Source organism: Kitasatospora sp. NPDC088264 (genome assembly GCF_040685715.1).
In the GTDB taxonomy this organism is placed as follows: domain Bacteria; phylum Actinomycetota; class Actinomycetes; order Streptomycetales; family Streptomycetaceae; genus Kitasatospora.
In genome coordinates, this window is record NZ_JBFBIR010000029.1 from 65,896 (window position 1) to 89,106 (window position 23,211).

The window sequence follows — 23,211 nt, forward strand, 5'->3', positions numbered from 1 at the left end:
GATGGCCTTCGCCCGTACCTGTTCCGTCGCGCTGGTCGGCGTCGACGGAGTGATCGTCGAGGTCCAGGCCGACCTGGAGCCCGGGGTGGCCGCGTTCACCCTGGTCGGCCTGCCCGACAAGGCGCTGTCCGAGGCCCGCGACCGGGTGCGCGCGGCCGTGGTCAACAGCGGTGAGGCCTGGCCGCAGCGCAAACTGACCGTCGGGCTCAGCCCGGCCTCGGTGCCCAAGAGCGGCAGTGGCTTCGACCTCGCGGTGGCCTGTGCCGTCCTGGCCGCGGCCGAGCGGCTCGACCCTTCCTCCATCGCCGAGCTGCTGATCATCGGCGAACTGGGGCTGGACGGCCGGGTGCGGCCGGTCCGCGGGGTGCTGCCGTCTGTGCTGGCCGCAGCCGACGCGGGATACCAGCGGGTCGTGGTCGCGGAGCAGACCGCGCCCGAGGCCTCGCTTGTCCCGGGCGTGACCGTGATCGGCGTCCGCAGCCTGCGGCAGCTGATCGCCGTCCTGACCGGCGCGCCCGCGCCGGAGGAGCCGCCCGACCCGATCGGCGGCCGGCCGGATCCGCTGATGGCCGGCCTGATGCTGCCCAGCGCCGGCGTCCGGGGACTGTCCGACGACAAGTCGGCGCGCCTCGACCTGGCCGACGTGGCCGGACAGTACGAGGCCCGGCGCGCCCTGGAGATCGCCGCCGCCGGAGGTCACCACCTGTACCTCAAGGGCCCACCGGGCGCGGGCAAGACGATGCTGGCGGAGCGGCTGCCCTCGCTGCTCCCGCCACTGACCCAGAAGGAGGCTCTGGAGGTCACCGCCGTGCACTCGGTGGCCGGGCTGCTCCCGGCAGGGCGCCCGCTCATCGACACGGCGCCGTACTGCGCCCCGCACCACTCCACGACGATGCCGGCGATCGTCGGCGGCGGCAGCGGCCTGCCGAGACCGGGGGCGGTCTCGCTGGCCCACCGGGGCGTGCTGTTCCTGGACGAGGCGCCGGAGTTTCCGGTCCGGGTGCTCGACTCACTGCGCCAGCCGCTGGAGTCGGGCGAGGTGGTGATCGCCCGCTCGGCCGGCTCACTCCGGCTCCCGGCCAGGTTCCTCCTCTGTCTGGCCGCCAACCCCTGCCCGTGCGGTCGGCATTCACGGCGGGGTGAGGGCTGCGAGTGCACTCCTACGATGGTCAGCCGCTACCAGGGGCGGCTCTCAGGGCCGCTGCTGGACCGGGTCGACCTCCAGGTCCAGGTCGCCCCGGTGACGAGGATCGAACTCATGGAACGGGACGCCACGGCGGAGAACACCGAGACCGTCGCGGCCCGGGTGCTGGCCGCGCGGGAACGGGCGGCGGCCCGGCTGGCGGCCACCCCGTGGCGGACCAACGCGGAAGTCCCGGGCCACGAACTGCGGACCCGCTGGCAGCTCGCCCCCGGCGCACTGAACGATGTCGCCCGCCAGTTGGAGCGAGGGGTGCTGACCGCCCGCGGCCTGGACCGGGTGCTCCGGGTCGCCTGGACGGTCGCCGACCTCGCCGGTCGCGACCGGCCGGACCAGCGGGACGTCCGCACCGCACTGGTCCTGCGTACCGGCGTCGAGCAGGGGCTGCCGCTGGTCGAGCGGGTCTACGGCCGACTCGGTGGCATCCCGGCCCAGCGCAGCGGGCCGGTCGACGAGCCGCCCGAAGGGCAGAGCCGGTCGGGCCGGTTCGAGAAGCCCGATCGTCCCGACTGCCCTGGCCCGGAGAGTCCTGGCCCGGAGAGTCCTGGCCCGGAGAGTCCTGGTCCGTCGGACCGCCCCGATGCCCCTGGCCGATCCATCCGGTCCGGCTCCGCCAAGCGGTCCGGGAAACGCGACCAGCATCCGGCGAACGAGGGCGGTGAGGCATGAACCCGATGATGACGCACCTTCAGCCTCCCGGCCGGGCAGAGCCCGAGTCCGGTCCCGAACCGGAGCGCCTCGCCCGCGCCGTACTCAGCCGGCTGAGCGAGCCCGGGGACGCGGTGGTCGGCCGGTGGCTCGGTCAGCTCTCCGCAGCCGACGTCGTCCGGGCGATCCGCGACGGGACGGTGCCCGCGCACCCTGGGCTGGACGGCCCCCGGCTGGCCGGCTACCAGGCGAGACTCCCCGGTCTGGACCCGGCCGAGGACCTGGAACGGGTACGAGCCGTCGGTGGACGCTTCATCATTCCGGGGGACACGGAATGGCCCAGCCAACTGGACGATCTGGGCGACGGGCGCCCGATCGGGCTCTGGACGACCGGCACGGGTTCGCTGCGGCTACTCGCGCTCCGCTCGGTGGCGATGGTCGGCTCCCGGGCCTGCACGGCCTACGGCGCCCACGTCGCTGGGGAACTGTCGGCCCAACTGGCCGAGCGAGGTTGGGTCGTGGTGTCCGGAGCCGCCTACGGGATCGACGCGGCCGCCCACCGAGGGGCGCTCTCCGTCGGCGGGATGACCATCGCGGTGCTCGCCTGCGGGGTCGACGTGGCCTACCCGAAGGGGAACGCCGAACTGATCCGGCGGATCGGCGCCCAGGGGCTGCTGGTCAGCGAACTCCCGCCCGGGGAGCACCCGAACCGCTTCCGCTTCGTGCTCCGCAACCGGGTCATCGCGGCGCTCACCCGGGGCACGGTGGTGGTCGAGGCGGCGATGCGCAGCGGCGCGCTGAGCACGGCCAGACGGGCGCGGGACCTCAACCGCCACACCATGGGCGTCGCCGGCCCGGTGACCTCGGAACTCTCGGCCGGGGTGCACGCCCTGATCCGCAGCGGCGGCGCCACGCTGGTCACCGACTCCGCCGAGATCGCCGAACTGATCGGGGCGATCGGGGACGACCTGGCGCCGCAGCGCAGCGGCCCGGTCCTGCCCAGGGATCTGCTGGAGCCGGCGGTGGCCCGGGTGCTGGAGGCCGTCCCGGCGACGGCGGAGGGCGCGCCGATCGAGCGGTTGGCCCGACAGTCCGGACTCCCTCCGGACGAAGTACTGCAGCGGCTCTACGAGTTGGGCTCGCTCGGTTACGTCGAGCGGCACGGCGCGCACTGGCGCCTGGTGCGGAGGAGGTGACGGTCGGAACGAAGCGCACATCCGTGCCGTGGGGAGGGAGTGTCGGAATCGCCTGGCTGACCTGCTGCTCCGGTTCGTCCGTTCGCGTGCCCCGATCCGGTGGCGCGAACGCCACCGGATCGGGGGACGACCGAGTGGCGGTAGCGCATTGCAGCGAGTCGGTCACGCTACGCTCCACATGCCTTCCCTATCAGCACATGACTCGGCAGAACGGCGCAGACCAACGCATGCCCACACACATTCCCGGACACAGAGTGACCGGTGGCGCCCGGTCCTCGGGAGGGCCGCGGACCGAGCGGCGCCCCGTGACTGAGTTCCCGCCCAAGGCGACGGGGACGATGGGGGGCCTGTCGCGCCAGGGCGGCCGGCCGACGGCGGTGCCGGGCCAGCCCGCCGACGCGGTCGCCGCCGCCGCCGCCACCGGCGACGGCGCAGCCCGCCCGATCGCTGCCGGTGCCCTGCCACCGGACGGCACCCCCCCGCCAGGCCCGGAGCAGGGGCCGAGCGGTCAGGGCCCCGGAGCCCAGGGGCGCACCGCGCTCGAAGAGCTCTGGCGCTCCTACAAGGAGACCGGCGACCAGCGGCTGCGCGAGCAGCTGATCCTGCACTACTCACCGCTCGTCAAGTACGTGGCGGGGCGGGTCGGGGTCGGCCTGCCCTCCAACGTCGAGCAGGCCGACTTCGTCTCCTCGGGGGTCTTCGGGCTGATCGACGCGATCGAGAAGTTCGACGTCGACCGCGCGATCAAGTTCGAGACCTACGCGATCAGCCGGATCCGCGGCGCGATCATCGACGAACTGCGTGCCCTGGACTGGATCCCGCGCTCGGTGCGACAGAAGGCGAAGGCCGTCGAGCGGACGTACGCGACGCTGGAGGCCCGGCTGCGCCGTACGCCGCACGAGCCCGAGGTCGCGGCCGAGATGGGCATCGCGATCGAGGATCTGCACGCGATCTTCAGCCAGCTGTCCCTGGCCAACGTGGTGGCCTTGGACGAACTGCTGCACCCGGTGGGGGAGGGCGGCGACCGGCTGAGCCTGATGGACACCCTGGTGGACCACGGTGCCGACAACCCGGTCGAGGTGGCCGAGGACCGCGAGCTGCGCAGGCTGCTGGCCCATGCGGTCAACACTCTCCCCGAGCGGGAGAAGACCGTGGTGACGCTCTACTACTACGAGGGCCTCACCCTCGCCGAGATCGGCCAGGTGCTGGGGGTGACGGAGAGCAGGGTGAGCCAGATCCACACCAAGTCCGTCCTCCAACTGCGCGCCAAGCTGTCGGACATCCGGTAGCGAGGGCCGGGGCCCGTCCCGGCCCGGCCGACCTCCGGGTCGCGACCCCGACCACGCCGCCGGTCCGCACCCGCCCGGCCGCGTGCCCGGTCCGCACCTGCCTGGCCGGAACCCTGGGCCGTTACTCCGGGCCGGACCCCGGGTTGCGCGCCCACTCGCACGCCTCGCCGCGCGCCTGCGCGCCCTCGCTCCCCGGCCAGATGCGCGGCGCCGTACCGGCCGAAGGTAGGGCTCCGTACAGTGGGAGCGTGCCGAAGATCCGAGCGGCCACGGTGGCCGAGCATCGCCAGCTGCAGCGCGCAGCCCTCCTTGACGCTGCCCGCACCCTGCTCACGGAGGGCGGCATGGAGGCGCTGACCTTCCCCGCGCTCGCTGCGCGCACCTCCCTGGCGCGCTCCTCGGTCTACGAGTACTTCCGCTCCCGGGCCGCCGTGGTCGAGGCGCTCTGCGAGGTGGACTTCCCGCTCTGGGCGGCCGAGATCGAGGCCGGGATGGAGAGCTGTGACAGCGCGGCCGACCGGATCGAGGCGTATGTCCGCGGCCAGCTGGCGTTGGCCGCGGACCCGCGCCACCGGGCGGTGGTGGCGATCTCCGCGCTCGAACTCGACGAGGCCGCGCGCGAGCGCATCCGGGCGGCGCACGGCAAGCTGGTCGGCCTGGTCGTCCGGGCCCTGGAGGATCTCGGTCACGCGCAGCCCCGGCTCGCTGCGGCGCTGCTCCAAGGGGTCGTGGAGGCGGCCGTGCGCCGGGCCGAGCAAGTGTCGGCGGGGGGCCGCGCCGGGTGTGCGGCCGAGCGCCCCGAGCTGATCGCGGACGCCGCGGTGGCCATGGCCCTGCACGGCCTCGACCGGGCCTGAACCGCCATTCGGCCCGGTTCGTCTGGTTCATCCGGTTCAGCTGATTCATCAGGTGCGCCCAGCGCCGCCCAGCGGCAGCAGCCGCGCCGCTCCCGCGCCGAACAGGGCCAGCGGGTCGAGGTAGCGTCCGCCGCGCAGCAGCCCCCAGTGCAGGCAGTGCCGCGCTGGGCAGTGCCGCCCGTCGGGGGCGAGCCGCCCGATCACCTGTCCGGCGGGTACCTCGGTGCCGACCGGGGCGGTGCCGGCGACGGGCAGGTAGGTGGTCCGCAAGGGGGGTGACCCCGAGCCGGGGTGGGTGACGGTCACCACCGGGCGCCCCGCCACCAGCCCGGAGAAGGTGACCACCCCGGCGGCAGCCGCCCGTACCTCCGCCCCGGGTGCGGCGGCGAGGTCCACTCCCCGGTGTCCGGCGGCCCACGGCGCGGCCGGTGGTTCGAATCGCCCGAGCACCCCGCCGGGCCCGCCCACCGGCCAGGCCCGCGCACCGCCCGAACCGGTCCGGCCGGTCTCGCCGCCCCCGCCAGCACCTCCGGCACCCCCGCCCGGACCTGAGCCGACACCCCCACTGAGAGCGGCGCCCCGCGCCGCGCCGCCCGAGACCAGCAGCACCAGTGTCACCAGCACGGCGACCACCCCCCGCAGCACACCAAACGAGCGCGGCCCCAACCGGTCCGGCCCCAAGCGGGCCGGACCGACGGCGGACAGAACCGGGTACCCAGCGCGAGCAGTCATGCCCCGAGGCTTGCTGCGCCGCCGCCCCGGTGCCACCCACTTCCGGACTCCTGTGGACAAACCGCCCTCGTGGCCGGATCCCGTCCCTCCAGCGGGTGTACGGATGCCGCCATCCGGTGTACAAGCACCGCAGCAGCGGCGCTCCCAGGGCCCGGCCGGCCCGCCTCCGGTCCGTCTCCGGCCCGCCTCCGCCCAGCTCCCGCCAGCGCTGATCCGCCCGCCCAGGGCCCCCGCCGGTCGCGGAGTCGCCCGCCCCGCAGCGCTTCCCGTACACTTCACACGCGACCCGGTCCGCCGGGTCGACTTCGCACGCCCCGCCACCGGTGGACGGACGCGGCCCGGCCGCTGCCCCCGCCAGGTGCGAGTGCCGCTCGGTCCGCCGAGCCCGCCTGGTCCCCGGACCGTGTGGGTTCAAGCGGCTCGGCACGTTCGGGGCGTCAGGCGTGGCTGTCACCTGGCTGCCACGGACAAACCGAGCCTGACCCGGCCGGACGCACCGCGCGAGCGGGGAGCGCCACCGCGCGAACCCGCCGTCCGTTGCGCGACCGCCGGGCCGTAACACCTGAGGAGCACGGCTATGGCCGTCGTCACGATGCGGGAGCTGCTGGAGAGCGGCGTCCACTTCGGTCACCAGACCCGCCGTTGGAACCCGAAGATGAAGCGCTTCATCATCACGGAGCGCAACGGCATCTACATCATCGACCTCCTGCAGTCGCTGAACTACATCGACCGCGCCTTCGAGTTCATCAAGGAGACCGTTGCCCACGGCGGCAGCGTCCTCTTCGTCGGCACGAAGAAGCAGGCCCAGGAGGCCATCGCCGAGCAGGCCACCCGCGTGGGCATGCCCTACGTGAACCAGCGCTGGCTCGGCGGCATGCTGACCAACTTCTCGACCGTCTACAAGCGCCTGCAGCGCCTGAAGGAGCTCGGCGAGCTGGACTTCTCGGACGTGGCCGGTTCCGGCCTCACCAAGAAGGAGCTCCTGGTCCTCCAGCGCGAGCACGACAAGCTGGAGAAGACCCTCGGCGGTATCCGTGACATGCAGCGCGTTCCCAGCGCCGTGTGGATCGTGGACACCAAGAAGGAGCACATCGCGGTCGGCGAGGCCCGGAAGCTCAACATCCCGGTCGTCGCCATCCTCGACACCAACTGTGACCCCGACGAGGTCGACTACAAGATCCCGGGCAACGACGACGCGATCCGCTCCGTCACCCTGCTGACCCGCGTGATCGCCGACGCCGTGGCCGAGGGTCTGAAGGCCCGCGCCGGTGTCGCCAAGGGCGACGTCAAGGCCGAGCCGGGCGCCGACCAGCCGCTGGCCGACTGGGAGAAGGACCTCATCGAGGGCGAGAAGAAGGCCGAGGAGGCCCCCGCCGCCGCCGAGGCTCCGGCCGCTGAGGCCCCCGCCGCCGAGGCTTCGGCCGTCGAGGCCCCCGCCACCGAGGCAGCGGCCACCGAGGCTGCGGCCACCGAGGCGCCGGCCGAGCAGGCCTGACGTACCAAGGGTGAGGGGCACCCGCCGGTACGACACCGGTAGGTGCCCCTCTCTCCCGCGCCGGGACCGAACCATCGGTCCCGGCGTCTCCCCACGCAGACACGCGAGACGCGAGAAGAGATTCACACCATGGCGAACTTCACCGCCGCGGACGTCAAGAAGCTCCGTGAGCTCACCGGCGCCGGCATGATGGACTGCAAGAAGGCCCTGGACGAGGCCGAGGGCAACGTCGAGAAGGCCGTCGAGTTCCTGCGCATCAAGGGCCAGAAGGGCGTTGCCAAGCGCGAGGGCCGTGACGCCTCCAACGGCGCCGTCGCCGCGCTGATCGCCGAGGACAAGAAGTCCGGCGTTCTGGTCGAGCTGAACTGCGAGACCGACTTCGTCGCCAAGGGTGACAACTTCGTCAAGGTCGCCGACGCGATCGCCGCTCACGTGGCCAAGACCGCCCCGGCCGACCTGGACGCCGCCCTGGCGTCCGAGATCGAGGCCGGCAAGACCGTCCAGCAGTTCGTCGACGAGGCCAACGCGACCCTGGGCGAGAAGATCGTCTTCCGTCGCTTCGCCCAGTTCGACGGTGACGGCTTCGTCGCGGTCTACCTGCACAAGACCAGCCCCGACCTGCCGCCGGCCGTCGGCGTCCTGGTCGAGCTGGACAAGGAGAACGCCGAGGTCGCGAAGGACGTCGCGCAGCACATCGCCGCGTTCGCGCCGAAGTTCCTGTCCCGCGCGGAGATCCCGGCCGAGGACCTCGAGAACGAGCGTCGCGTCGCCGAGGCCACCGCGCGCGAGGAGGGCAAGCCCGAGGCCGCCCTGCCGAAGATCGTCGAGGGTCGCGTCACCGGCTTCGTCAAGGAGAACTCCGTCCTGGAGCAGGCCTTCGCGAAGGACAACAAGAAGACCGTCGCCAAGGTCCTCGAGGAGAACGGCGTCGCCCTCAAGCGCTTCGCCCGCTTCCGCGTCGGCGCCTGAGCCACGTTCCACCTGGTCCCCGGCGCCCTTACGCTGGGAACCGCCCCCGCCCGTTGACCGGGGCGGGCGGAACGCCGAACGGGCTCACCCAGTGCCAACCGTCCACGGGCGGGCCGCGTCGGCACCATGAACGACGAGGAGGCCATTGCCGTGCAGGACACCGAACCGGTTCCCGCGGCAGTGGCCTCCTCTCGCGTACGCGCAGGCCGGGCATCCGCACACCCGCGCCTGTGAGCCAGTAGGTGCAAAAAGGAGAAGTCCATGCAGGAGACGCAGGAGACCGCGCAGGACCCCAAGGCCGGCTCGCGCCGCCGGGTGCTGCTCAAGCTGTCCGGTGAAGCCTTTGCCGGTGGTGGCGGACTCGGCGTCGACCCGGACGTCGTGCACGCGATCGCCCGGGAGATCGCCACCGTCGTCCGTGCCGGTACCGAGGTCGCGGTGGTCATCGGCGGCGGCAACTTCTTCCGGGGCGCCGAGCTGCAGGTCCGCGGCATGGACCGGGCGCGCTCCGACTACATGGGCATGCTCGGCACCGTGATGAACTGCCTGGCGCTGCAGGACTTCCTGGTCAAGGAAGGCATCGAGACCCGGGTCCAGACCGCGATCACCATGGGCCAGGTCGCTGAGCCGTACCTGCCGCTGCGGGCCGTCCGGCACCTGGAGAAGGGCCGTGTGGTGATCTTCGGCGCCGGTATGGGCATGCCGTACTTCTCGACCGACACCACCGCCGTCCAGCGGGCCCTGGAGATCCACGCCGACGTCCTGCTGATGGGCAAGAACGGCGTGGACGGCGTCTACGACTCGGACCCCCGGACCAACCCGGACGCGGTGAAGTTCGACGCGCTGGAGTACTCCGAGGTCATCGCGCGCGACCTCAAGGTCGCCGACCTCACCGCGATCACGCTGTGCAAGGACAACAACCTCCCGATGCTGGTCTTCGAGCTGCTGGCGGAGGGCAATATCGCGCGCGCGGTGAAGAGTGAGAAGATCGGCACACTCATCAGCCAGGATTCTGTCCGGGCCTGAGCAGCAATCAGCCGTACGGGACGGCGCCGTCGCCGTGACCGGCCTCGACGCCGACACCGGTCGGGACAATCGCAGATGAACCGGACAGGGAGATCACAGTGATCGAAGAGACCCTCCTCGAAGCCGAGGAGAAGATGGAGAAGGCCGTCGCCGTCGCCAAGGACGACTTCGCCGCCATCCGCACCGGCCGTGCCCACCCGGCGATGTTCGCCAAGATCGTCGCCGAGTACTACGGCACCGTGACGCCGATCAACCAGCTGGCCTCGTTCTCGGTGCCGGAGCCCCGGATGGCGGTCGTCTCGCCGTTCGACAAGACCGCGCTGAAGGCGATCGAGCAGGCGATCCGCGACTCCGACCTGGGCGTCAACCCGTCCAACGACGGTTCCCTCATCCGGGTGGTGCTGCCCGAGCTGACCGAGGAGCGCCGCCGGGAGTTCATCAAGGTGGCCCGGGGCAAGGGCGAGGACGCGAAGGTCTCGATCCGCGCGGTGCGCCGCAAGGCCAAGGACGCCATCGACAAGCTGGTCAAGGACGGCGAGGTCGGCGAGGACGACGGCCGCCGCGCCGAGAAGGAGCTCGACGACACCACGGCCAAGTACGTGGCCGCCGTCGACGAGCTGCTGAAGCACAAGGAAGCCGAGCTGCTCGAAGTCTGATGAACGACGCCCCTGACGCCCCTGGCTACTGGGGCCCGTCCGACCAGCAGTTCCAGCCCTACCGCCCGGCGCCGCAGCCCCGGCCGCAGGCTCCTCTGCAGCAGGCGCACCCGGCGCCGGGGTACGGCGAGTACCCGGCGCCGCCGCAGGCCCAGGGCTACCCCGGTCACCCGGGCGGCGGGGCCGCCCACCCGGGTGCGCCGGGCGGCGCGCCGGGTGACCCCGGCCACCGTTCGGATCACTCGCAGCAGCCTCCGGTGTACTGGGGCGGCGACGCGGAGGAGACTCAGGTCATGCCTCCCGTACCGGCGGGCCCCGGCCCGTTCCCCGGCGTGCCGGACCAGGGCCCGTCGGCGGGCTCCGGCCGGCCGGGTGACCCCGCCGCCGGTCAGTCCCGGGAGGCCGGTCGGCTGAGCGGCCCACTGTTCCGGGACGACCGGTCCGAGGCGGCGGCGCCGGGCGTGACGGAGACGGTCGTGCTGCGCGCGATAACCGATGACGCCACCCCCGGCCGCGGCGCCCCGCCGCGCCCCGGGGCCTCGGTGCCTCCCGCGCCGCCGTCGAGTTACCCGGCGGCCGGGCAGCCCCACTTCGTGCCGTCGTCCCATCCAGGGCAGGAGACACCCGTGGCCGCCCAGTCCGCCCCGCAGCCGCAGCCGCGCAAGCAGCGCGGTGGCCGTAACCTCCAGGCCGCGATAGGCGTGGGGGTCGGTCTCGGTGCGGTGATCATCGCCTCGCTGTTCGTGGTGAAGGCGCTGTTCCTGTTCGTCGTGATGGCCGCGGTGTCGGTCGGCGTCTGGGAGCTGACCAGTCGGCTCGCCGAGCGCAAGCAGATCAAGGCGCCGCTGGTGCCGCTGGTCGCGGGCGGCATCGCCATGATCGCCACCGGCTACTGGGCCGGGGTGCAGTGGGCCGCGGCCTCGCTCGCGCTGACCGGGCTGGCGGTGATGGTCTGGCGGATGGCCGAGCCGCCGGAGGACTACCTGCGGGACATAACGGCCGGGGTGTTCACCGCCTTCTACGTGCCGTTCCTGGCCACCTTCGTGGCGTTGATGCTGGCGGCCGACGACGGCCCGCAGCGGATCGTGCTGTTCCTGATCGTCACGATCTGCAGCGACACGGGCGCCTACGCGGTGGGCTACAAGTTCGGCAAGACCAAGCTCGCCCCGACGATCAGCCCCGGCAAGACCCGTGAGGGCCTGGCCGGCGGCATCGGCCTGTCGATGCTGGCGGGCGCCGTGCTGATGGAGCTGATCATCGACGGCGGCAGCTGGTGGCAGGGCCTGATCCTGGGCGGCTGCGCGGCGGTCACCGCGACCCTGGGCGACCTGGGCGAGTCGATGATCAAGCGCGACCTCGGCATCAAGGACATGGGCACGCTGCTGCCCGGCCACGGCGGCATCATGGACCGGCTGGACTCGCTCCTGCCGACCGCCCCGGTGGTCTGGCTGCTGCTGGCGGCCTTCGTCGGCAGTTAGGGCCTGTCCGGCCCTCGGACAGGTCCTCGCCCCGGCCTCCGGCCGCGAGCGGCGGAAGGGCCCCGGACGTCTGCGCGTCCGGGGCCCTCGCACGTCCCGGCCCGCTCCCGGCGTCTGCGACACTGGATGAACCATGCCTAAGCCCGGAGAACTCACCTTTGTCGCGCCGCGCGGCGCCAAGCCCCCGCGACACCTCGCCGACCTGAGCCCCGCCGAGCGCAAGGAGGCCGTCGCCGAGCTGGGCGAGCAGCCGTTCCGCGCCAAGCAGCTCTCCAACCACTACTTCGGCCGGATGTCGAACGACCCGGCGGGCTGGACGGACATCCCCGCCGCCAGCCGGGAGAAGCTCACCGGGAGCCTGCTGCCGGAGCTGATGTCGGTCGTGCGGCACGTGTCCTGCGACGACGACAGCACCCGCAAGACGCTCTGGAAGCTCTTCGACGGCACGCTCGTCGAGTCGGTGCTGATGCGCTACCCGGACCGGGTCACCATGTGCATCAGCTCGCAGGCGGGCTGCGGCATGAACTGCCCCTTCTGCGCGACCGGCCAGGCCGGGCTGACCCGCAACCTGTCCACCGCCGAGATCGTCGAGCAGATCGCCGCCGGGATGCGCGCGCTCAAGGCCGGCGAGATCCCCGGCGGCGAGGCGCGGCTGTCGAACGTGGTCTTCATGGGCATGGGCGAGCCGCTGGCCAACTACAACCGGGTGCTGGCCGCGATCCGCCGGCTGACCGACCCGGCGCCGGACGGTTTCGGCCTGTCCCAGCGTGGTGTCACGGTCTCCACCGTCGGCCTGGTCCCGGCGATGAACCGGCTGGCCGACGAGGGCCTCAGCTGCCGCCTGGCGCTGTCGCTGCACGCCCCGGACGACGAGCTGCGCGACGAGCTGGTGCCGGTGAACACCCGCTGGAAGGTTGCCGAGGTGCTGGACGCCGCGTGGAACTACGCGGAGAAGTCCGGCCGGCGGATCTCCATCGAGTACGCGCTGATCAAGGACATCAACGACCAGGCGTGGCGGGCGGACCTGCTCGGCCGGCTGATCAAGAACCACCGGGTGCACGTCAACCTGATCCCGCTGAACCCGACGCCGGGCTCCAAGTGGACCGCCTCCCGGCCCGAGGACGAGCGCGAGTTCGTCCGCCGGCTCCAGTCGCACGGGGTGCCGACGACCGTCCGCGACACCCGTGGCCAGGAGATCGACGGCGCCTGCGGCCAGCTCGCCGCGGCGGGCTGAGCCGGCGGGTCACCGCAGGCCGGGCAATCACCGCAGGCTGGGAAGTCAGCGCAGGCCGGCGGCTGCCAGTGCGGCGGTCGCCCCGCCGGTCACCAGCAGCGTGGTGCCCACCGCCAGGGTGCGCAGCGCGACCGCGCCGAACAGCAGCCGGGGCGAGGTGCCGAGGCGCAGCAGCACGTCGGTGACGTCCCGGCGGTCGGTGCGGACCTCGGCCAGCCGGGCGGCCACGGCGGCGGCCGCGCAGCCGAGCACCAGGCAGGCCTCGACGGCGGGCAGCACGTCGGCGCTGTCGGGCGTGCCGATCCAGTAGCGGATGGTGGTGAGCACCAGCGCGAGGGCGAGGGTGAGCACGGCCAGCGGAGGGCCGAGGCGGCGGGCCTGGGCGGTGAGTCCGCGGCCGGCCAGCAGCCGCAGCGGGGTGGGCCGGCCGAGCGCGAGCAGCCGTCCCGTCCAGGACAGCAACGGGCCGGTGAGCAGGGCGAGTCCGACCGCGCTGGCGGCCCAGCCGCCGAGTGCGGCGGTGCTGGTGCTGCCGAGCCCGGCGGGCAGGTGGATCGGCCGGCCGTCGGCGGCGGCGCCGGGCCGCAGGGCGATGAGTTCGAGGGCGAGGCCGATCACGGCGAGCCCGACCGGCAGGGCGACCCGCAGCGCGCCGAAGCCGGTGCCGCGGTGGGTGCGGCTGCCGGGCAGGTACTCGGTGGGCGGGACGGCGCAGGCGGCGGCGATCCCGGCGGTGAGCGGGACCAGGGCGAGCAGGGCGACCGGCGCGACGGCCGGCAGCGGTACGCCCATGCCGAGATCGGGGGCGAGCGCGGGCCCGGCGATGTCGTTGCGCAGGACCAGGAAGACCAGCAGGGTGAGCACGCTGCCGAGGGTGCAGGCGAGCACGACCTCACCGGCGATCAGGGTGCGGATCCGGCCGGTGCCGGCTCCGGCGGCGCGCAGGCCGGTGATCCGTTCGGGCCGCTGGGCGGGTACGGCGCGGGCGGTGACGGCCGCGAACCAGGCGACGGCGGCGAGCGGGGGCAGGCACCAGAGCAGTCGCACCAGCGCGTCCTCGCCGCCGAGCGGGTCGCTCATCGCCCGGCCGAGGGAGCGCAGCAGGAAGGCGGAGACCACGGCGGCGGCCAGCACGGTGAGCAGCCAGCGGCCGAGGTCGGGCACCCGGTAGCCCCGGGCCAGACGGAGATAGAACACGTCGACTCTTTCAGCGGCTCGGCGTCGTCAGCGGCGGGTGGCCGACACGGCGGACGCGCCGGCCGCCCCCGGGACGGCGGGGCCGCGCGGGACGGGGGCGGCGGGGGCGGTGAGCCGTCCGTCGACGAGGGCGACGGCGCGGTCCGCGAACCGGACGAGCTCGGGGTCGTGAGTGGCCAGGACGAGGGTGAGCTGGTGCGACCGGGCCGCGCTGGTCAGTATCCGCAGGACCTGGTCGGCGGCCTCGCGGTGGAGCGGGGCGGTGGGGTCGTCGGCGAAGACGACGGGCGGCAGCGGGGCGAGGGCGCGGGCGACGGCGATCCGCTGGCGCTGGCTCTGGAGCAGCTGGTCGGGGCGCTGCCGGGCGACCTCGCCGACGTCGAGGCGTTCCAGCCATTCGTCGGCGGCGGTGTAGGCGGCCTTGTTGCCGGCGCCGGCGAGCAGCAGCGGCAGGGCGACGTTCTCCCGGGCGGTCAGTTCGGGCACCAGGTGGGGTTCGGAGCCGACGAAGCCGAAGCGGTCGCGGCGCAGCCGTTCGCGCCCGGCCCGGCCGAGGGTGTGGACGGGCGCGCTGTTGAACCAGACCTCGCCCTCGTCGACGGTGAGGAGGGCGGAGAGGCAGCCGAGGAGGGTGCTCTTGCCGGAGCCGCGCGGTCCGGTGACGGCGAGCACTTCGCCCTCGCGGACGCCGATCGAGATGCCCCGCAGGGCGGGGGTGCCGTGATGGGACTTGACGATCCCCCGGGCCCACAGCACGTCGTTGTCAGGCGGTGCCGCTGACATGAGGTTCCATCCTGGGTGGCCGCAGGGATATGACAGTCGTCAGATTAGAACGACTGGGGCCTGGTGCGGTTGCGGCGCTCTGGTCCATCGCGGGCAAATCACCCGCAATCAGGCATGTTTGATCGGCTGTCCGCGCCGGAAAACGCCGAAGGGCGGTCCCGGGGGAGTGGGACCGCCCTTCGGCGGAGGGTGGGGAAGGAGGATCAGGGGGTCAGATCTTCGCCCACGCGTCGGTGAGGCTGGTCCGCAGGATCTGCTCGATCTCGTCGAAGGTCGACTGGTTGGAGATCAGCGGCGGGGCCAGCTGGATGACCGGGTCGCCACGGTCGTCGGCGCGGCAGTACAGGCCGTTGTCGAAGAGGGCCTTCGACAGGAAGCCGTAGAGGACGCGCTCGACCTCGTCGTCGTTGAACGACTCCTTGGTGACCTTGTCCTTCACGAGCTCGATGCCGTAGAAGTACCCGTTGCCGCGGACGTCGCCGACGATCGGCAGGTCGCGCAGCTTGTTCAGGGTGCCCAGGAACGCGGCCTCGTTGTCGAGGACGTTCTGGTTCAGGCCCTCGCGCTCGAAGATGTCGAGGTTGGCCAGCGCCACCGCGGAGGAGACCGGGTGGCCGCCGAAGGTGTAGCCGTGCAGGAAGGTGTTGTCGCCCTTGTAGAACGGCTCGGCGAGGCGGTCCGAGATGATCGTGGCGCCGATCGGGGAGTAGCCCGAGGTCATGCCCTTGGCGCAGGTGATCATGTCGGGCTGGTAGCCGAACTTGTCGGCGCCGAACATGGTGCCCAGGCGGCCGAAGGCGCAGATGACCTCGTCCGAGACCAGCAGCACGTCGTGGCGGTCGCAGATCTCGCGCAGGCGCTGGAAGTACCCGGGCGGCGGCGGGAAGCAGCCACCGGCGTTCTGCACCGGCTCGACGAAGACGGCGGCGACGGTCTCGGCGCCCTCGTTGAGGATGGCCACCTCGATCTCGTCGGCGCACCAGCGGCCGTAGGCCTCGGGGTCGACCGTGCCGTCCGGGCCTTCGAGGAAGGCGGGGGCGCGGTAGATGTTGGTGTTCGGGGCCTTGTGGGTGCCCGGCACCAGCGGCTCGAACGGGGCCTTCAGGCCCGGCAGGCCGGTGATCGACAGGGCGCCCTGCGGGGTGCCGTGGTAGGCGACGGCGCGCGAGATGACCTTGTACTTGGTCGGCTTGCCGGTCAGCTTGAAGTACTGCTTGGCGAGCTTCCAGGCGGTCTCGACGGCCTCGCCGCCACCGGTGGAGAAGAAGACCTTGTTCAGGTCGCCCGGGGCGTAGTTGGCCAGGCGCTCGGCCAGCTCGACGGCCTTCGGGTGGGCGTAGCTCCACACCGGGAAGAAGGCGAGCTCCTTGGCCTGCTTGGCGGCGGCCTCGGCCAGCTCCTCGCGGCCGTGGCCGGCCTGGACGACGAACAGGCCGGCGAGGCCGTCGAGGTACTTGCGTCCCTTGTCGTCCCAGACGTAGGTGCCTTCGCCCTTGACGATCGTCGGCACGGGGGAGTTCTCGTACGACGACATGCGGGTGAAGTGCATCCACAGGTGGTCGTAGGCGGTCTTGGAAAGGTCCTTCTGCGCCGGGTCGGCTGTCATCGGGTGCCCCAGGTGTAGGTCTGTTTCCGGAGCTTCAGGTAGACGAAGCTCTCGGTGCTCCGCACGCCGGGAAGCGCGCGGATGCGCTTGTTGATCAGTTCGAGCAGGTGCTCGTCGTCCTCGCAGACCAGTTCGGCCAGGAGATCGAACGAGCCTGCGGTGCAGACGACGTAGTCGACCTCGTCGAGGGCGGCCAGCGCGTCGGCGACGGGCTCGATGTCGCCCTCGACCCGGATGCCGACCATCGCCTGGCGGGTGAAGCCGACGGTGAGCGGGTCCGTGACGGCGACGATCTGCATCACGCCCTGGTCGAGCAGCTTCTGGACGCGCTGGCGCACGGCCGCTTCGGACAGGCCGACGGCCTTGCCGATGGCGGCGTACGGGCGGCGTCCGTCCTCCTGGAGCTGCTCGATGATCGCCTTGGAGGCGGCATCGAGGGGAACGCTCGCGTTCCGGTCGCGGTTGGCCACGCCGCCACTGTGCCTGATCGTTCTCCTGTTCGCAAGCGAGGAATCTGCTGATTTCGTCGTGATCTTGGAATCCGCGTACGGATTTCATCGCCTACGTGCACTGCACCTGTCGATACCAGCAGTCATGCGGCTACCCTGGCACGGTACGCGCGCAGCCCCGCAGCGCAGCGCGCGTTCCCCCAAACCAGTGGACCGCGCCGTCCAGGGCCCGGCCACCCGACACCCTTCGTGCGCCGGACCCGCCGACGTACCATGGCGCCGGAAACTGCAACGCCGCAGGCCCAGACCGAGGAGAGACCCCGTGAGCGACCTTCGCACGCTGCGCAACTACATCAACGGTGAGTTCGTCGACGCGGCGGACGGCCGCACGCTCGACATCGTCGACCCCACCACCGGTGAGGTCTACGCGACGTCCCCGCTGTCCGGTGCCTCCGATGTGGACGCCGCCATGGCCTCGGCCGCCGCCGCCTTCCCGGTCTGGCGCGACGCCACCCCGAGCACCCGCCAGAAGCTGCTGCTCAAGATCGCCGACGCGGTCGAGGCCCGGGCCGACGAACTCGTCGAGGCGGAGGTCCGCAACACGGGTAAGCCGCGCGGGTTGACCCTCTCGGAGGAGATCGGCCCGATGGTGGACCAGATCCGCTTCTTCGCCGGTGCCGCCCGCATGCTGGAGGGCAAGGCCGCCGGGGAGTACATGGACGGGATGACCTCGATCGTCCGCCGCGAGCCGGTCGGCGTTTGTGCCCAGGTCGCGCCGTGGAACTACCCGATGATGATGGCCGTCTGGAAGTTCGCCCCGGCCATCGCCGCGGGCAACACCGTCGTCCTGAAGCCCTCGGACACCACTCCGGCTTCCACCGTCCTGCTCGCCGAGATCATCGGCGGGGTCCTCAAGGACCTGGAGCTGCCGGCCGGCGTCTTCAACGTGATCTGCGGCGACCGCGAGACCGGCCGGCTGATGGTCGAGCACAAGACCCCGGCGATGGCCTCCATCACCGGTTCGGTCCGGGCCGGCATCCAGGTCGCCGAGTCCGCCTCCAAGGACGTCAAGCGCGTCCACCTGGAGCTGGGCGGCAAGGCCCCGGTCGTGGTCTTCGAGGACGCCGACATCGCCGAGGCCGTCGAGGGCATCTCGGTCGCGGGCTACTTCAACGCCGGCCAGGACTGCACCGCGGCCACCCGCGTGCTCGTGCACGAGTCGATCCACGACGCCTTCGTCGAGGCGCTGGCCAAGGCCGCGGCCGAGACCAAGACCGGCGGCGTGGACGACGAGGACGTGCTGTACGGCCCGCTGAACAACGCCAACCAGCTGAAGCAGGTGGCCGGCTTCATCGAGCGGCTGCCCGCCCACGCCAAGGTCGAGGCCGGTGGCCACCAGGTCGGCGAGAAGGGCTACTTCTACGCCCCGACCGTCGTCTCCGGCCTGCGGCAGGACGACGAGATCATCCAGAACGAGGTCTTCGGCCCGGTCATCACCGTGCAGAAGTTCACCGACGAGGACCAGGCCGTCGACTACGCCAACGGCGTCGACTTCGCGCTGGCCTCCTCGGTGTGGACCAAGGACCACGCCCGCGCCATGCGGATGTCGCGCCGGCTGGACTTCGGCTGCGTCTGGATCAACACCCACATCCCGCTGGTCGCCGAGATGCCGCACGGCGGCTTCAAGAAGTCCGGCTACGGCAAGGACCTCTCCGCGTACGGCTTCGAGGACTACACCCGGGTGAAGCACGTCATGACCGCGATCTAGCGGGTCGTGACGGTCGGGCGCTGTATGACCGCGATCTAGCGGGTCGTGACGGTCGGCGCTGTATGACCGCGATCCAGCGGGTCGTGACGATCGAGCGCTGTATGGCCGCGATCTGATCGCGCGTCCATCGTGTGAACGGACAATGGGCCCGGGTCCTTTCGACCCGGGCCCGGTGTCTTTGCATCCTGTCGGCCGTTCGCGTGACCGGCTGACAAGATGAAACTGCACTTCGGGGCCGCGACTCCCTAGCCTTACCGGCATGAGCATCCCCACCGCTGACTCAGCCGCCGGCCAGGCGGTCAAGGCCGCCGACCGCGCGCACGTCTTCCACTCGTGGTCCGCCCAGGCGCTGATCGACCCCCTCGCGGTGGCCGGCGCCGAGGGCTCGTACTTCTGGGACTACGACGGCAACCGCTACCTCGACTTCTCCTCGCAGCTGGTCAACACCAACATCGGTCACCAGCACCCGAAGGTGGTCGCCGCGATCCAGGAGCAGGCGGCGAAGCTCTGCACCATCGCCCCCGGTTTCGCGGTCGAGGCGCGCAGCGAGGCCGCCCGGCTGATCGCCGAGCGCACCCCCGGCGACCTCGACAAGATCTTCTTCACCAACGGCGGCGCCGAGGCGGTCGAGAACGCCGTCCGGCTGGCCCGGCTGCACACCGGCCGGCAGAAGGTCATGTCCGCCTACCGCTCGTACCACGGCGCCACCGCCAACGCGATCGCCCTCACCGGCGACCCGCGCCGCTGGGCCAACGAGACCGGCGTCTCCGGCGTGGTGCACTTCTGGGGCCCGTACGCCTACCGCTCCAACTTCCACGCCGAGAACGAGGCACAGGAGTGCGAGCGCGCGCTGGAGCACCTGGAGCAGGTGATCGCCTTCGAGGGCCCCGGGACGATCGCGGCGATCATCCTGGAGACCGTGGTCGGCACCGCGGGCATCCTGATCCCGCCGGCGGGCTACCTGGCCGGGGTCCGGGAGATCTGCGACCGCTTCGGCATCGTGTTCATCCTCGACGAGGTGATGGCCGGCTTCGGCCGCACCGGCGAGTGGTTCGCGGCCGACCACTGGGGTGTCACCCCGGACCTGCTGACCTTCGCCAAGGGCGTCAACTCGGGCTACGTCCCGCTGGGCGGCGTGGCGATCAGCGCCGAGATCGCCGCCACCTTCGCCGAGCGGGCGTTCCCGGGCGGGCTCACCTACTCCGGCCACCCGCTGGCCTGCGCCTCGGCCGTCGCCACCATCACCGCCATGGCGGAGGAGGGCATCGTCGAGAACGCCAAGCACATCGGCGAGACCGTGCTCGGCCCCGGCCTGCGGGAGCTGGCCGAGCGGCACCCCTCGATCGGCGAGGTCCGCGGCCTCGGCGTGTTCTGGGCGCTCGACCTGGTGAAGGACCGCGGGACCCGCGAGCCGCTGGTCCCGTACAACGCGGCCGGCGCCGCCAACGCGCCGATGGCCGAGCTGGCCGCCGCCTGCAAGCAGCGCGGGCTCTGGCCGTTCGTCAACATGAACCGCCTCCACGTCGTCCCGCCGTGCACCGTCACCGAGGAGGAGGCCAAGACCGGTCTCGCGGTGCTCGACGAGGTGCTGTCGCTCGCCGACGCGCACACCGTCTGACGTACCGACCGGACGGCCCCGGGTGTCGCGCACGCCCGGGGCCGTCCCACGCTCCGGAGGCCTTCCCCATGCCCAGCAGCACCACCCCGACCCGCCCCCACAACTCCCGTACGATCCGCCGGCGTTCGGTGCTCGGCGGGGCCGCGCTGCTCGGCGCCGGCACGCTGACCGGCTGCGGCATCCCGTCCGCGTACGTCGCCGAGGACCGCCGCTCGGTCCAGGACCGTTCGGACCGCGAGCAGCGGCTCGCCTTCTCCAACTGGACCCAGTACATCGACACCGACGACCAGGGGCACCGGCCGACCCTGGACGCCTTCACCGAGCGGACCGGCATCGCGGTCACCTACACCGAGGACATCAACGACAACGACGAGTTCTTCGGCAAGATCAGCCCGGTGCTCACCCAGGGCGCCGACCCCGGCCGGGACCTCATGGTGGTCAGCGACTGGATGGCCGGCCGGTACGTCTCGCTCGGCTGGGTGCAGGCCATGGACCGGGCCAACCTGCCCAACGTCACCGCCAACCTGGACCCGCAGCTCGCCGACCCGGCCTTCGACCCCGGGCGCCGGCGCAGCGTGCCCTGGCAGTCCGGGATCACCGGCATCGCGTACAACCGCAAGGCGCTCGGCCGGGAGCTGAAGTCGACCTCGGACCTCTGGGCGCCCGACCTCAAGGGCCGGGTCACCCTGTTCGCCGGGCTGGACGAGGCGCTCGGGCTGCTGATGCTCGCCCAGGGCGCGGACGTCTCCCGGTTCGGAGAGGACGACGCGCACCGGGCGATGGACACCGTGCAGAAGATGGTCGATACCGGCCACATCCGCCGCTTCACCGGCAACGACTACACCAGCGACCTCGCCTCCGGCGCCGCCGTCGCCTGCCAGGCCTACTCCGGCGACGCCGTCCAACTGACCGCCCAGAACCCGGACATCGAGTTCGTGGTGCCGCAGGAGGGCGGCGAGCTGTGGGCGGAGAGCCTGATGATCCCCAACCGGGCCCGGCACAAGCGCAACGCCGAGCTGCTGATCGACCACTACTACCAGCCCGAGGTGGCCGCCGAACTCGCCGCGTTCGTCCAGTACATCTGCCCGGTGCCGGCCGCCCGCGAGGTGCTGGCGGCCAGCGGTGACAAGGACAAGGCCGAACTGGCGGAGAACCCGCTGCTCTTCCCGACCGACGAGATGCGCGCCCGGCTGCACACCATGCGCGACGTCACCTCGGCGGAGCGGCCCGAACTGCACAAGGTCTGGGGGCGCATCACCGGCGTGTAGGCCACCGGCGTGCAGCGGTCAGCGGCGGACGGCGTCCAGGGCGAGCAGTGCCACGTGCAGGGAGAGGCAGGACTCCACCTGGTCGAGGTCGACGCCGAGGATCCGCTCGACCTTGTGCAGGCGGTCGTAGAAGGACGGCCGGGACAGGTGCGCGGCGTCGGCCGCCGCCGACTTGTTCCGGCCCTGCTCCAGGTAGATCCGCAGCATCTGCACCAACTGGCCGTTGTGCTCGGCGTCGTGGGCCAGCAGCGGGCCGAGCTCCCGCTCCACGTAGGTCTGCAGCCGGGCGTCGTCGCGCAGCAGGTGGAGCAGGCCGCGCAGCCGGACGTCCGGCAGCCGGTAGTACGAGGCGGCCCGGCCGCCGGGCGCGTCGTGCAGGGCCGCGTCGGCGACCTGGGTGGCCTCCAGCAGGGTGCGCCGGGCGTCCCGGACGGAGCCGACCGAGGAGCCGACCGCGACCACCGGGGCCGGTGCGGCGGCGGCGTCGTCCCGGCCGGCCTCGGCCGACATCCGGCGCAGCGTGGCCGAGAAGGCGTCCAGGGCGGCGTGCTCGTCCTGCTGGGTGCCGAGCGTGATCAGCACGCCGACGCCCTCGTCGTCCAGCGCGCCGACCAGGGCGGAGAGCCGGCAGGCCCGGACGGCTCCCGCGGCGAGCTCGGTGAAGTCGCGCAGCCGGGCCTGCGCCTCCAGGGCGGCCGGGATCGGGCCGCGCCGCTGCCGCAGCACCACCCCGACCAGCCGGCGGCCCTCCAGCGGGACGCCGAGCGCCTGGGCGCGCAGGGCCACCTCGGAGACGGTCAGCGCGTGGGTGAGGATGCCGGACAGCAGGGTGCGGTGGGTCTGCCGTTCCAGGCTCTCCCGGTCGCGCACCACCAGCCGGTTGAGTGCCAGCGCGGAGGCGCCGCGCTCCAGCAGCATGGTGTGCGGGTGGGCCTCGTTCTCGGGCAGCGGGCCCGGATCCTGCACCAGTACCAGCCGGCCCCAGTCCTGGCCGCGGGCGCCGACCGTGGTCACCAGCCAGCCGCTGCGCGGGTCGTGCCCGGTGCGGCCGGGCGGGCGGACCCCGCGGGAGCGGCGCTCCCAGTCCTCCAGCAGTTCGACCTCCGGGCGGCCGGCGGTGTCGTGGGCGAGCACCTGGTGCGCGAGGTTCTCCAGGACGACCGGCGCGCCCGCCATCCGGGCCACCTGGCGGATCACCTCGGGCGGCTCGGCGCCCTCCACCACCAGCTCGTTGAACACCTGGTGGACGGCCTCGGAGACGCGCAGCTGCTCCAGCTGGGCGTTGACCACCAGCGCGTGCACGGCCTCGGTGACGGCGACGAAGCGCAGCTCGCGGCGGAGCGTGATGAGCGGCAGGCCGCGCTGTTCGGCGGCGTGCACCAGGGCGCGGGGCAGCGAGTCGAAGTAGCGCCGGCCGTACTCGACGACCAGGCCGGCGACCCCCACCTCGTCCAGTTCGCGGACGTAGCGGGCCAGGCCCTCGCGGTCGTCGGGCAGCGCGATGCCGGTGGTGAGCACCAGTTCGCCGCCCTGGAGCATCCCGGCGACGTCGGGCAGTTCGCTCACGTGGACCCAGCGGACGGGCCGCTCCAGGTGGTCGGCGCCGGCGACGACCTGGGGCAGGCCGCGCCGCATCACCTCCAGGTCGAGCACGCGGGCGACGGTGGGGAGCATCGCGGGCCTCCAGGGCCTTGAGGGACCAGAGTGTCAGGTAAATCATCCATCGCGGCGACGACCTGTC

18 protein-coding genes and 1 pseudogene are annotated in these 23,211 nt (G+C 72.4%); 13 read left to right on the forward strand and 6 right to left on the reverse strand.

Going from position 1 to position 23,211, the window contains the following annotated elements; all coding sequences use genetic code 11:
- Position 1: 1 nt before the first annotated feature.
- The 4 genes and pseudogenes from AB0O82_RS22565 to AB0O82_RS22580 form a co-directional block, all read left to right on the forward strand.
- Positions 2-1,594: pseudogene (locus AB0O82_RS22565) on the forward strand (YifB family Mg chelatase-like AAA ATPase); the annotation flags it as partial.
- A 284-nt stretch (positions 1,595-1,878) separates the two neighbouring features.
- Positions 1,879-3,045 (forward strand): DNA-processing protein DprA, encoded by a 1,167-nt coding sequence (gene dprA, locus AB0O82_RS22570; RefSeq protein ID WP_363585744.1) that lies wholly within the window; start codon positions 1,879-1,881, stop codon positions 3,043-3,045.
- A gap of 338 nt (positions 3,046-3,383) precedes the next feature.
- Positions 3,384-4,334 (forward strand): RNA polymerase sigma factor WhiG, encoded by a 951-nt coding sequence (whiG, locus tag AB0O82_RS22575; protein WP_363585745.1) that lies wholly within the window; start codon positions 3,384-3,386, stop codon positions 4,332-4,334.
- Positions 4,335-4,606: 272 nt separating this feature from the next.
- A complete protein-coding gene (locus tag AB0O82_RS22580; protein WP_363585763.1) occupies positions 4,607-5,191 on the forward strand; it encodes a helix-turn-helix domain-containing protein in 585 nt (194 codons plus the stop codon).
- Positions 5,192-5,239: 48 nt separating this feature from the next.
- Here the strand turns inward: AB0O82_RS22580 and AB0O82_RS22585 are convergent, their stop codons facing one another.
- Positions 5,240-5,815, reverse strand: a complete 576-nt coding sequence (locus AB0O82_RS22585) for a M23 family metallopeptidase (protein ID WP_363585746.1) — start codon at positions 5,813-5,815, stop codon at positions 5,240-5,242.
- 685 nt (positions 5,816-6,500) lie between these two features.
- Here AB0O82_RS22585 and rpsB point away from each other — a divergent pair.
- The 6 genes from rpsB to rlmN all read left to right on the forward strand — a co-directional run bounded on the left by rpsB (position 6,501) and on the right by rlmN (position 12,781).
- A complete protein-coding gene (rpsB, locus tag AB0O82_RS22590) occupies positions 6,501-7,418 on the forward strand; it encodes a 30S ribosomal protein S2 (protein ID WP_363585747.1) in 918 nt (305 codons plus the stop codon).
- Between the two features lie 129 nt (positions 7,419-7,547).
- Positions 7,548-8,387 carry a translation elongation factor Ts gene (gene tsf, locus AB0O82_RS22595; RefSeq protein WP_363585748.1) on the forward strand — a complete coding sequence of 280 codons (840 nt, stop codon included), beginning with the start codon at positions 7,548-7,550 and terminating at the stop codon, positions 8,385-8,387.
- Between the two features lie 261 nt (positions 8,388-8,648).
- Complete coding sequence (pyrH, locus tag AB0O82_RS22600; protein ID WP_030056790.1) at positions 8,649-9,413, forward strand: UMP kinase; 765 nt, start codon at positions 8,649-8,651, stop codon at positions 9,411-9,413.
- A 98-nt stretch (positions 9,414-9,511) separates the two neighbouring features.
- On the forward strand, positions 9,512-10,069 hold the full coding sequence (frr, locus tag AB0O82_RS22605) for a ribosome recycling factor (RefSeq protein WP_063347665.1): 558 nt from the start codon (positions 9,512-9,514) through the stop codon (positions 10,067-10,069).
- A 293-nt stretch (positions 10,070-10,362) separates the two neighbouring features.
- Positions 10,363-11,547: a phosphatidate cytidylyltransferase gene (locus AB0O82_RS22610; protein WP_363585764.1), complete on the forward strand. Its 1,185-nt coding sequence runs from the start codon at positions 10,363-10,365 to the stop codon at positions 11,545-11,547.
- A gap of 133 nt (positions 11,548-11,680) precedes the next feature.
- A complete protein-coding gene (gene rlmN / locus AB0O82_RS22615; RefSeq protein ID WP_363585749.1) occupies positions 11,681-12,781 on the forward strand; it encodes a 23S rRNA (adenine(2503)-C(2))-methyltransferase RlmN in 1,101 nt (366 codons plus the stop codon).
- A gap of 45 nt (positions 12,782-12,826) precedes the next feature.
- On the opposite strand, the gene AB0O82_RS22620 is transcribed toward rlmN, so the two are convergent.
- The 4 genes from AB0O82_RS22620 to AB0O82_RS22635 all read right to left on the reverse strand — a co-directional run bounded on the left by AB0O82_RS22620 (position 12,827) and on the right by AB0O82_RS22635 (position 16,837).
- A complete protein-coding gene (locus AB0O82_RS22620; protein WP_363585750.1) occupies positions 12,827-13,978 on the reverse strand; it encodes a hypothetical protein in 1,152 nt (383 codons plus the stop codon).
- Positions 13,979-14,005: 27 nt separating this feature from the next.
- Entirely contained in the window at positions 14,006-14,761 is a 756-nt protein-coding gene (locus tag AB0O82_RS22625) for an ABC transporter ATP-binding protein (protein WP_363585751.1), read from the reverse strand.
- 211 nt (positions 14,762-14,972) lie between these two features.
- Positions 14,973-16,367 carry an aspartate aminotransferase family protein gene (locus AB0O82_RS22630; protein ID WP_350882875.1) on the reverse strand — a complete coding sequence of 465 codons (1,395 nt, stop codon included), beginning with the start codon at positions 16,365-16,367 and terminating at the stop codon, positions 14,973-14,975.
- Positions 16,364-16,837, reverse strand: coding sequence for an Lrp/AsnC family transcriptional regulator (locus tag AB0O82_RS22635; protein WP_030243538.1), 474 nt, complete (start codon positions 16,835-16,837; stop codon positions 16,364-16,366). Before AB0O82_RS22635 ends, AB0O82_RS22630 begins: the two co-directional genes overlap by 4 nt.
- A 301-nt stretch (positions 16,838-17,138) precedes the next feature.
- Here AB0O82_RS22635 and AB0O82_RS22640 point away from each other — a divergent pair, with 301 nt between their 5' ends.
- From AB0O82_RS22640 to AB0O82_RS22650, 3 genes are all read left to right on the forward strand, one after another.
- Positions 17,139-18,584 carry a gamma-aminobutyraldehyde dehydrogenase gene (locus tag AB0O82_RS22640; protein ID WP_363585752.1) on the forward strand — a complete coding sequence of 482 codons (1,446 nt, stop codon included), beginning with the start codon at positions 17,139-17,141 and terminating at the stop codon, positions 18,582-18,584.
- Between the two features lie 259 nt (positions 18,585-18,843).
- Positions 18,844-20,202 carry an aspartate aminotransferase family protein gene (locus tag AB0O82_RS22645; RefSeq protein ID WP_363585753.1) on the forward strand — a complete coding sequence of 453 codons (1,359 nt, stop codon included), beginning with the start codon at positions 18,844-18,846 and terminating at the stop codon, positions 20,200-20,202.
- 113 nt (positions 20,203-20,315) lie between these two features.
- The gene (locus AB0O82_RS22650) at positions 20,316-21,470 is read left to right on the forward strand and encodes a spermidine/putrescine ABC transporter substrate-binding protein (protein WP_363585765.1); all 1,155 of its coding nucleotides are present in this window, start codon (positions 20,316-20,318) and stop codon (positions 21,468-21,470) included.
- A gap of 18 nt (positions 21,471-21,488) precedes the next feature.
- Here the strand turns inward: AB0O82_RS22650 and AB0O82_RS22655 are convergent, their stop codons facing one another.
- Complete coding sequence (locus AB0O82_RS22655) at positions 21,489-23,144, reverse strand: PucR family transcriptional regulator (RefSeq protein ID WP_063347657.1); 1,656 nt, start codon at positions 23,142-23,144, stop codon at positions 21,489-21,491.
- Between the last annotated feature and the right edge of the window lie 67 nt (positions 23,145-23,211).

What these genes read in the sequence shown, in the direction of transcription:
- AB0O82_RS22655 (WP_063347657.1), bottom strand. Translation starts at nt 23,144, where the DNA reads ATGCTCCCCACCGTCGCCCGCGTGCTCGACCTGGAGGTGATGCGGCGC.
- rlmN (WP_363585749.1), top strand. Translation starts at nt 11,681, where the DNA reads ATGCCTAAGCCCGGAGAACTCACCTTTGTCGCGCCGCGCGGCGCCAAG.
- whiG (WP_363585745.1), top strand. Translation starts at nt 3,384, where the DNA reads ATGGGGGGCCTGTCGCGCCAGGGCGGCCGGCCGACGGCGGTGCCGGGC.
- rpsB (WP_363585747.1), top strand. Translation starts at nt 6,501, where the DNA reads ATGGCCGTCGTCACGATGCGGGAGCTGCTGGAGAGCGGCGTCCACTTC.
- AB0O82_RS22625 (WP_363585751.1), bottom strand. Translation starts at nt 14,761, where the DNA reads ATGTCAGCGGCACCGCCTGACAACGACGTGCTGTGGGCCCGGGGGATC.
- AB0O82_RS22645 (WP_363585753.1), top strand. Translation starts at nt 18,844, where the DNA reads ATGAGCATCCCCACCGCTGACTCAGCCGCCGGCCAGGCGGTCAAGGCC.
- AB0O82_RS22610 (WP_363585764.1), top strand. Translation starts at nt 10,363, where the DNA reads ATGCCTCCCGTACCGGCGGGCCCCGGCCCGTTCCCCGGCGTGCCGGAC.
- tsf (WP_363585748.1), top strand. Translation starts at nt 7,548, where the DNA reads ATGGCGAACTTCACCGCCGCGGACGTCAAGAAGCTCCGTGAGCTCACC.
- pyrH (WP_030056790.1), top strand. Translation starts at nt 8,649, where the DNA reads ATGCAGGAGACGCAGGAGACCGCGCAGGACCCCAAGGCCGGCTCGCGC.
- AB0O82_RS22630 (WP_350882875.1), bottom strand. Translation starts at nt 16,367, where the DNA reads ATGACAGCCGACCCGGCGCAGAAGGACCTTTCCAAGACCGCCTACGAC.
- dprA (WP_363585744.1), top strand. Translation starts at nt 1,879, where the DNA reads ATGACGCACCTTCAGCCTCCCGGCCGGGCAGAGCCCGAGTCCGGTCCC.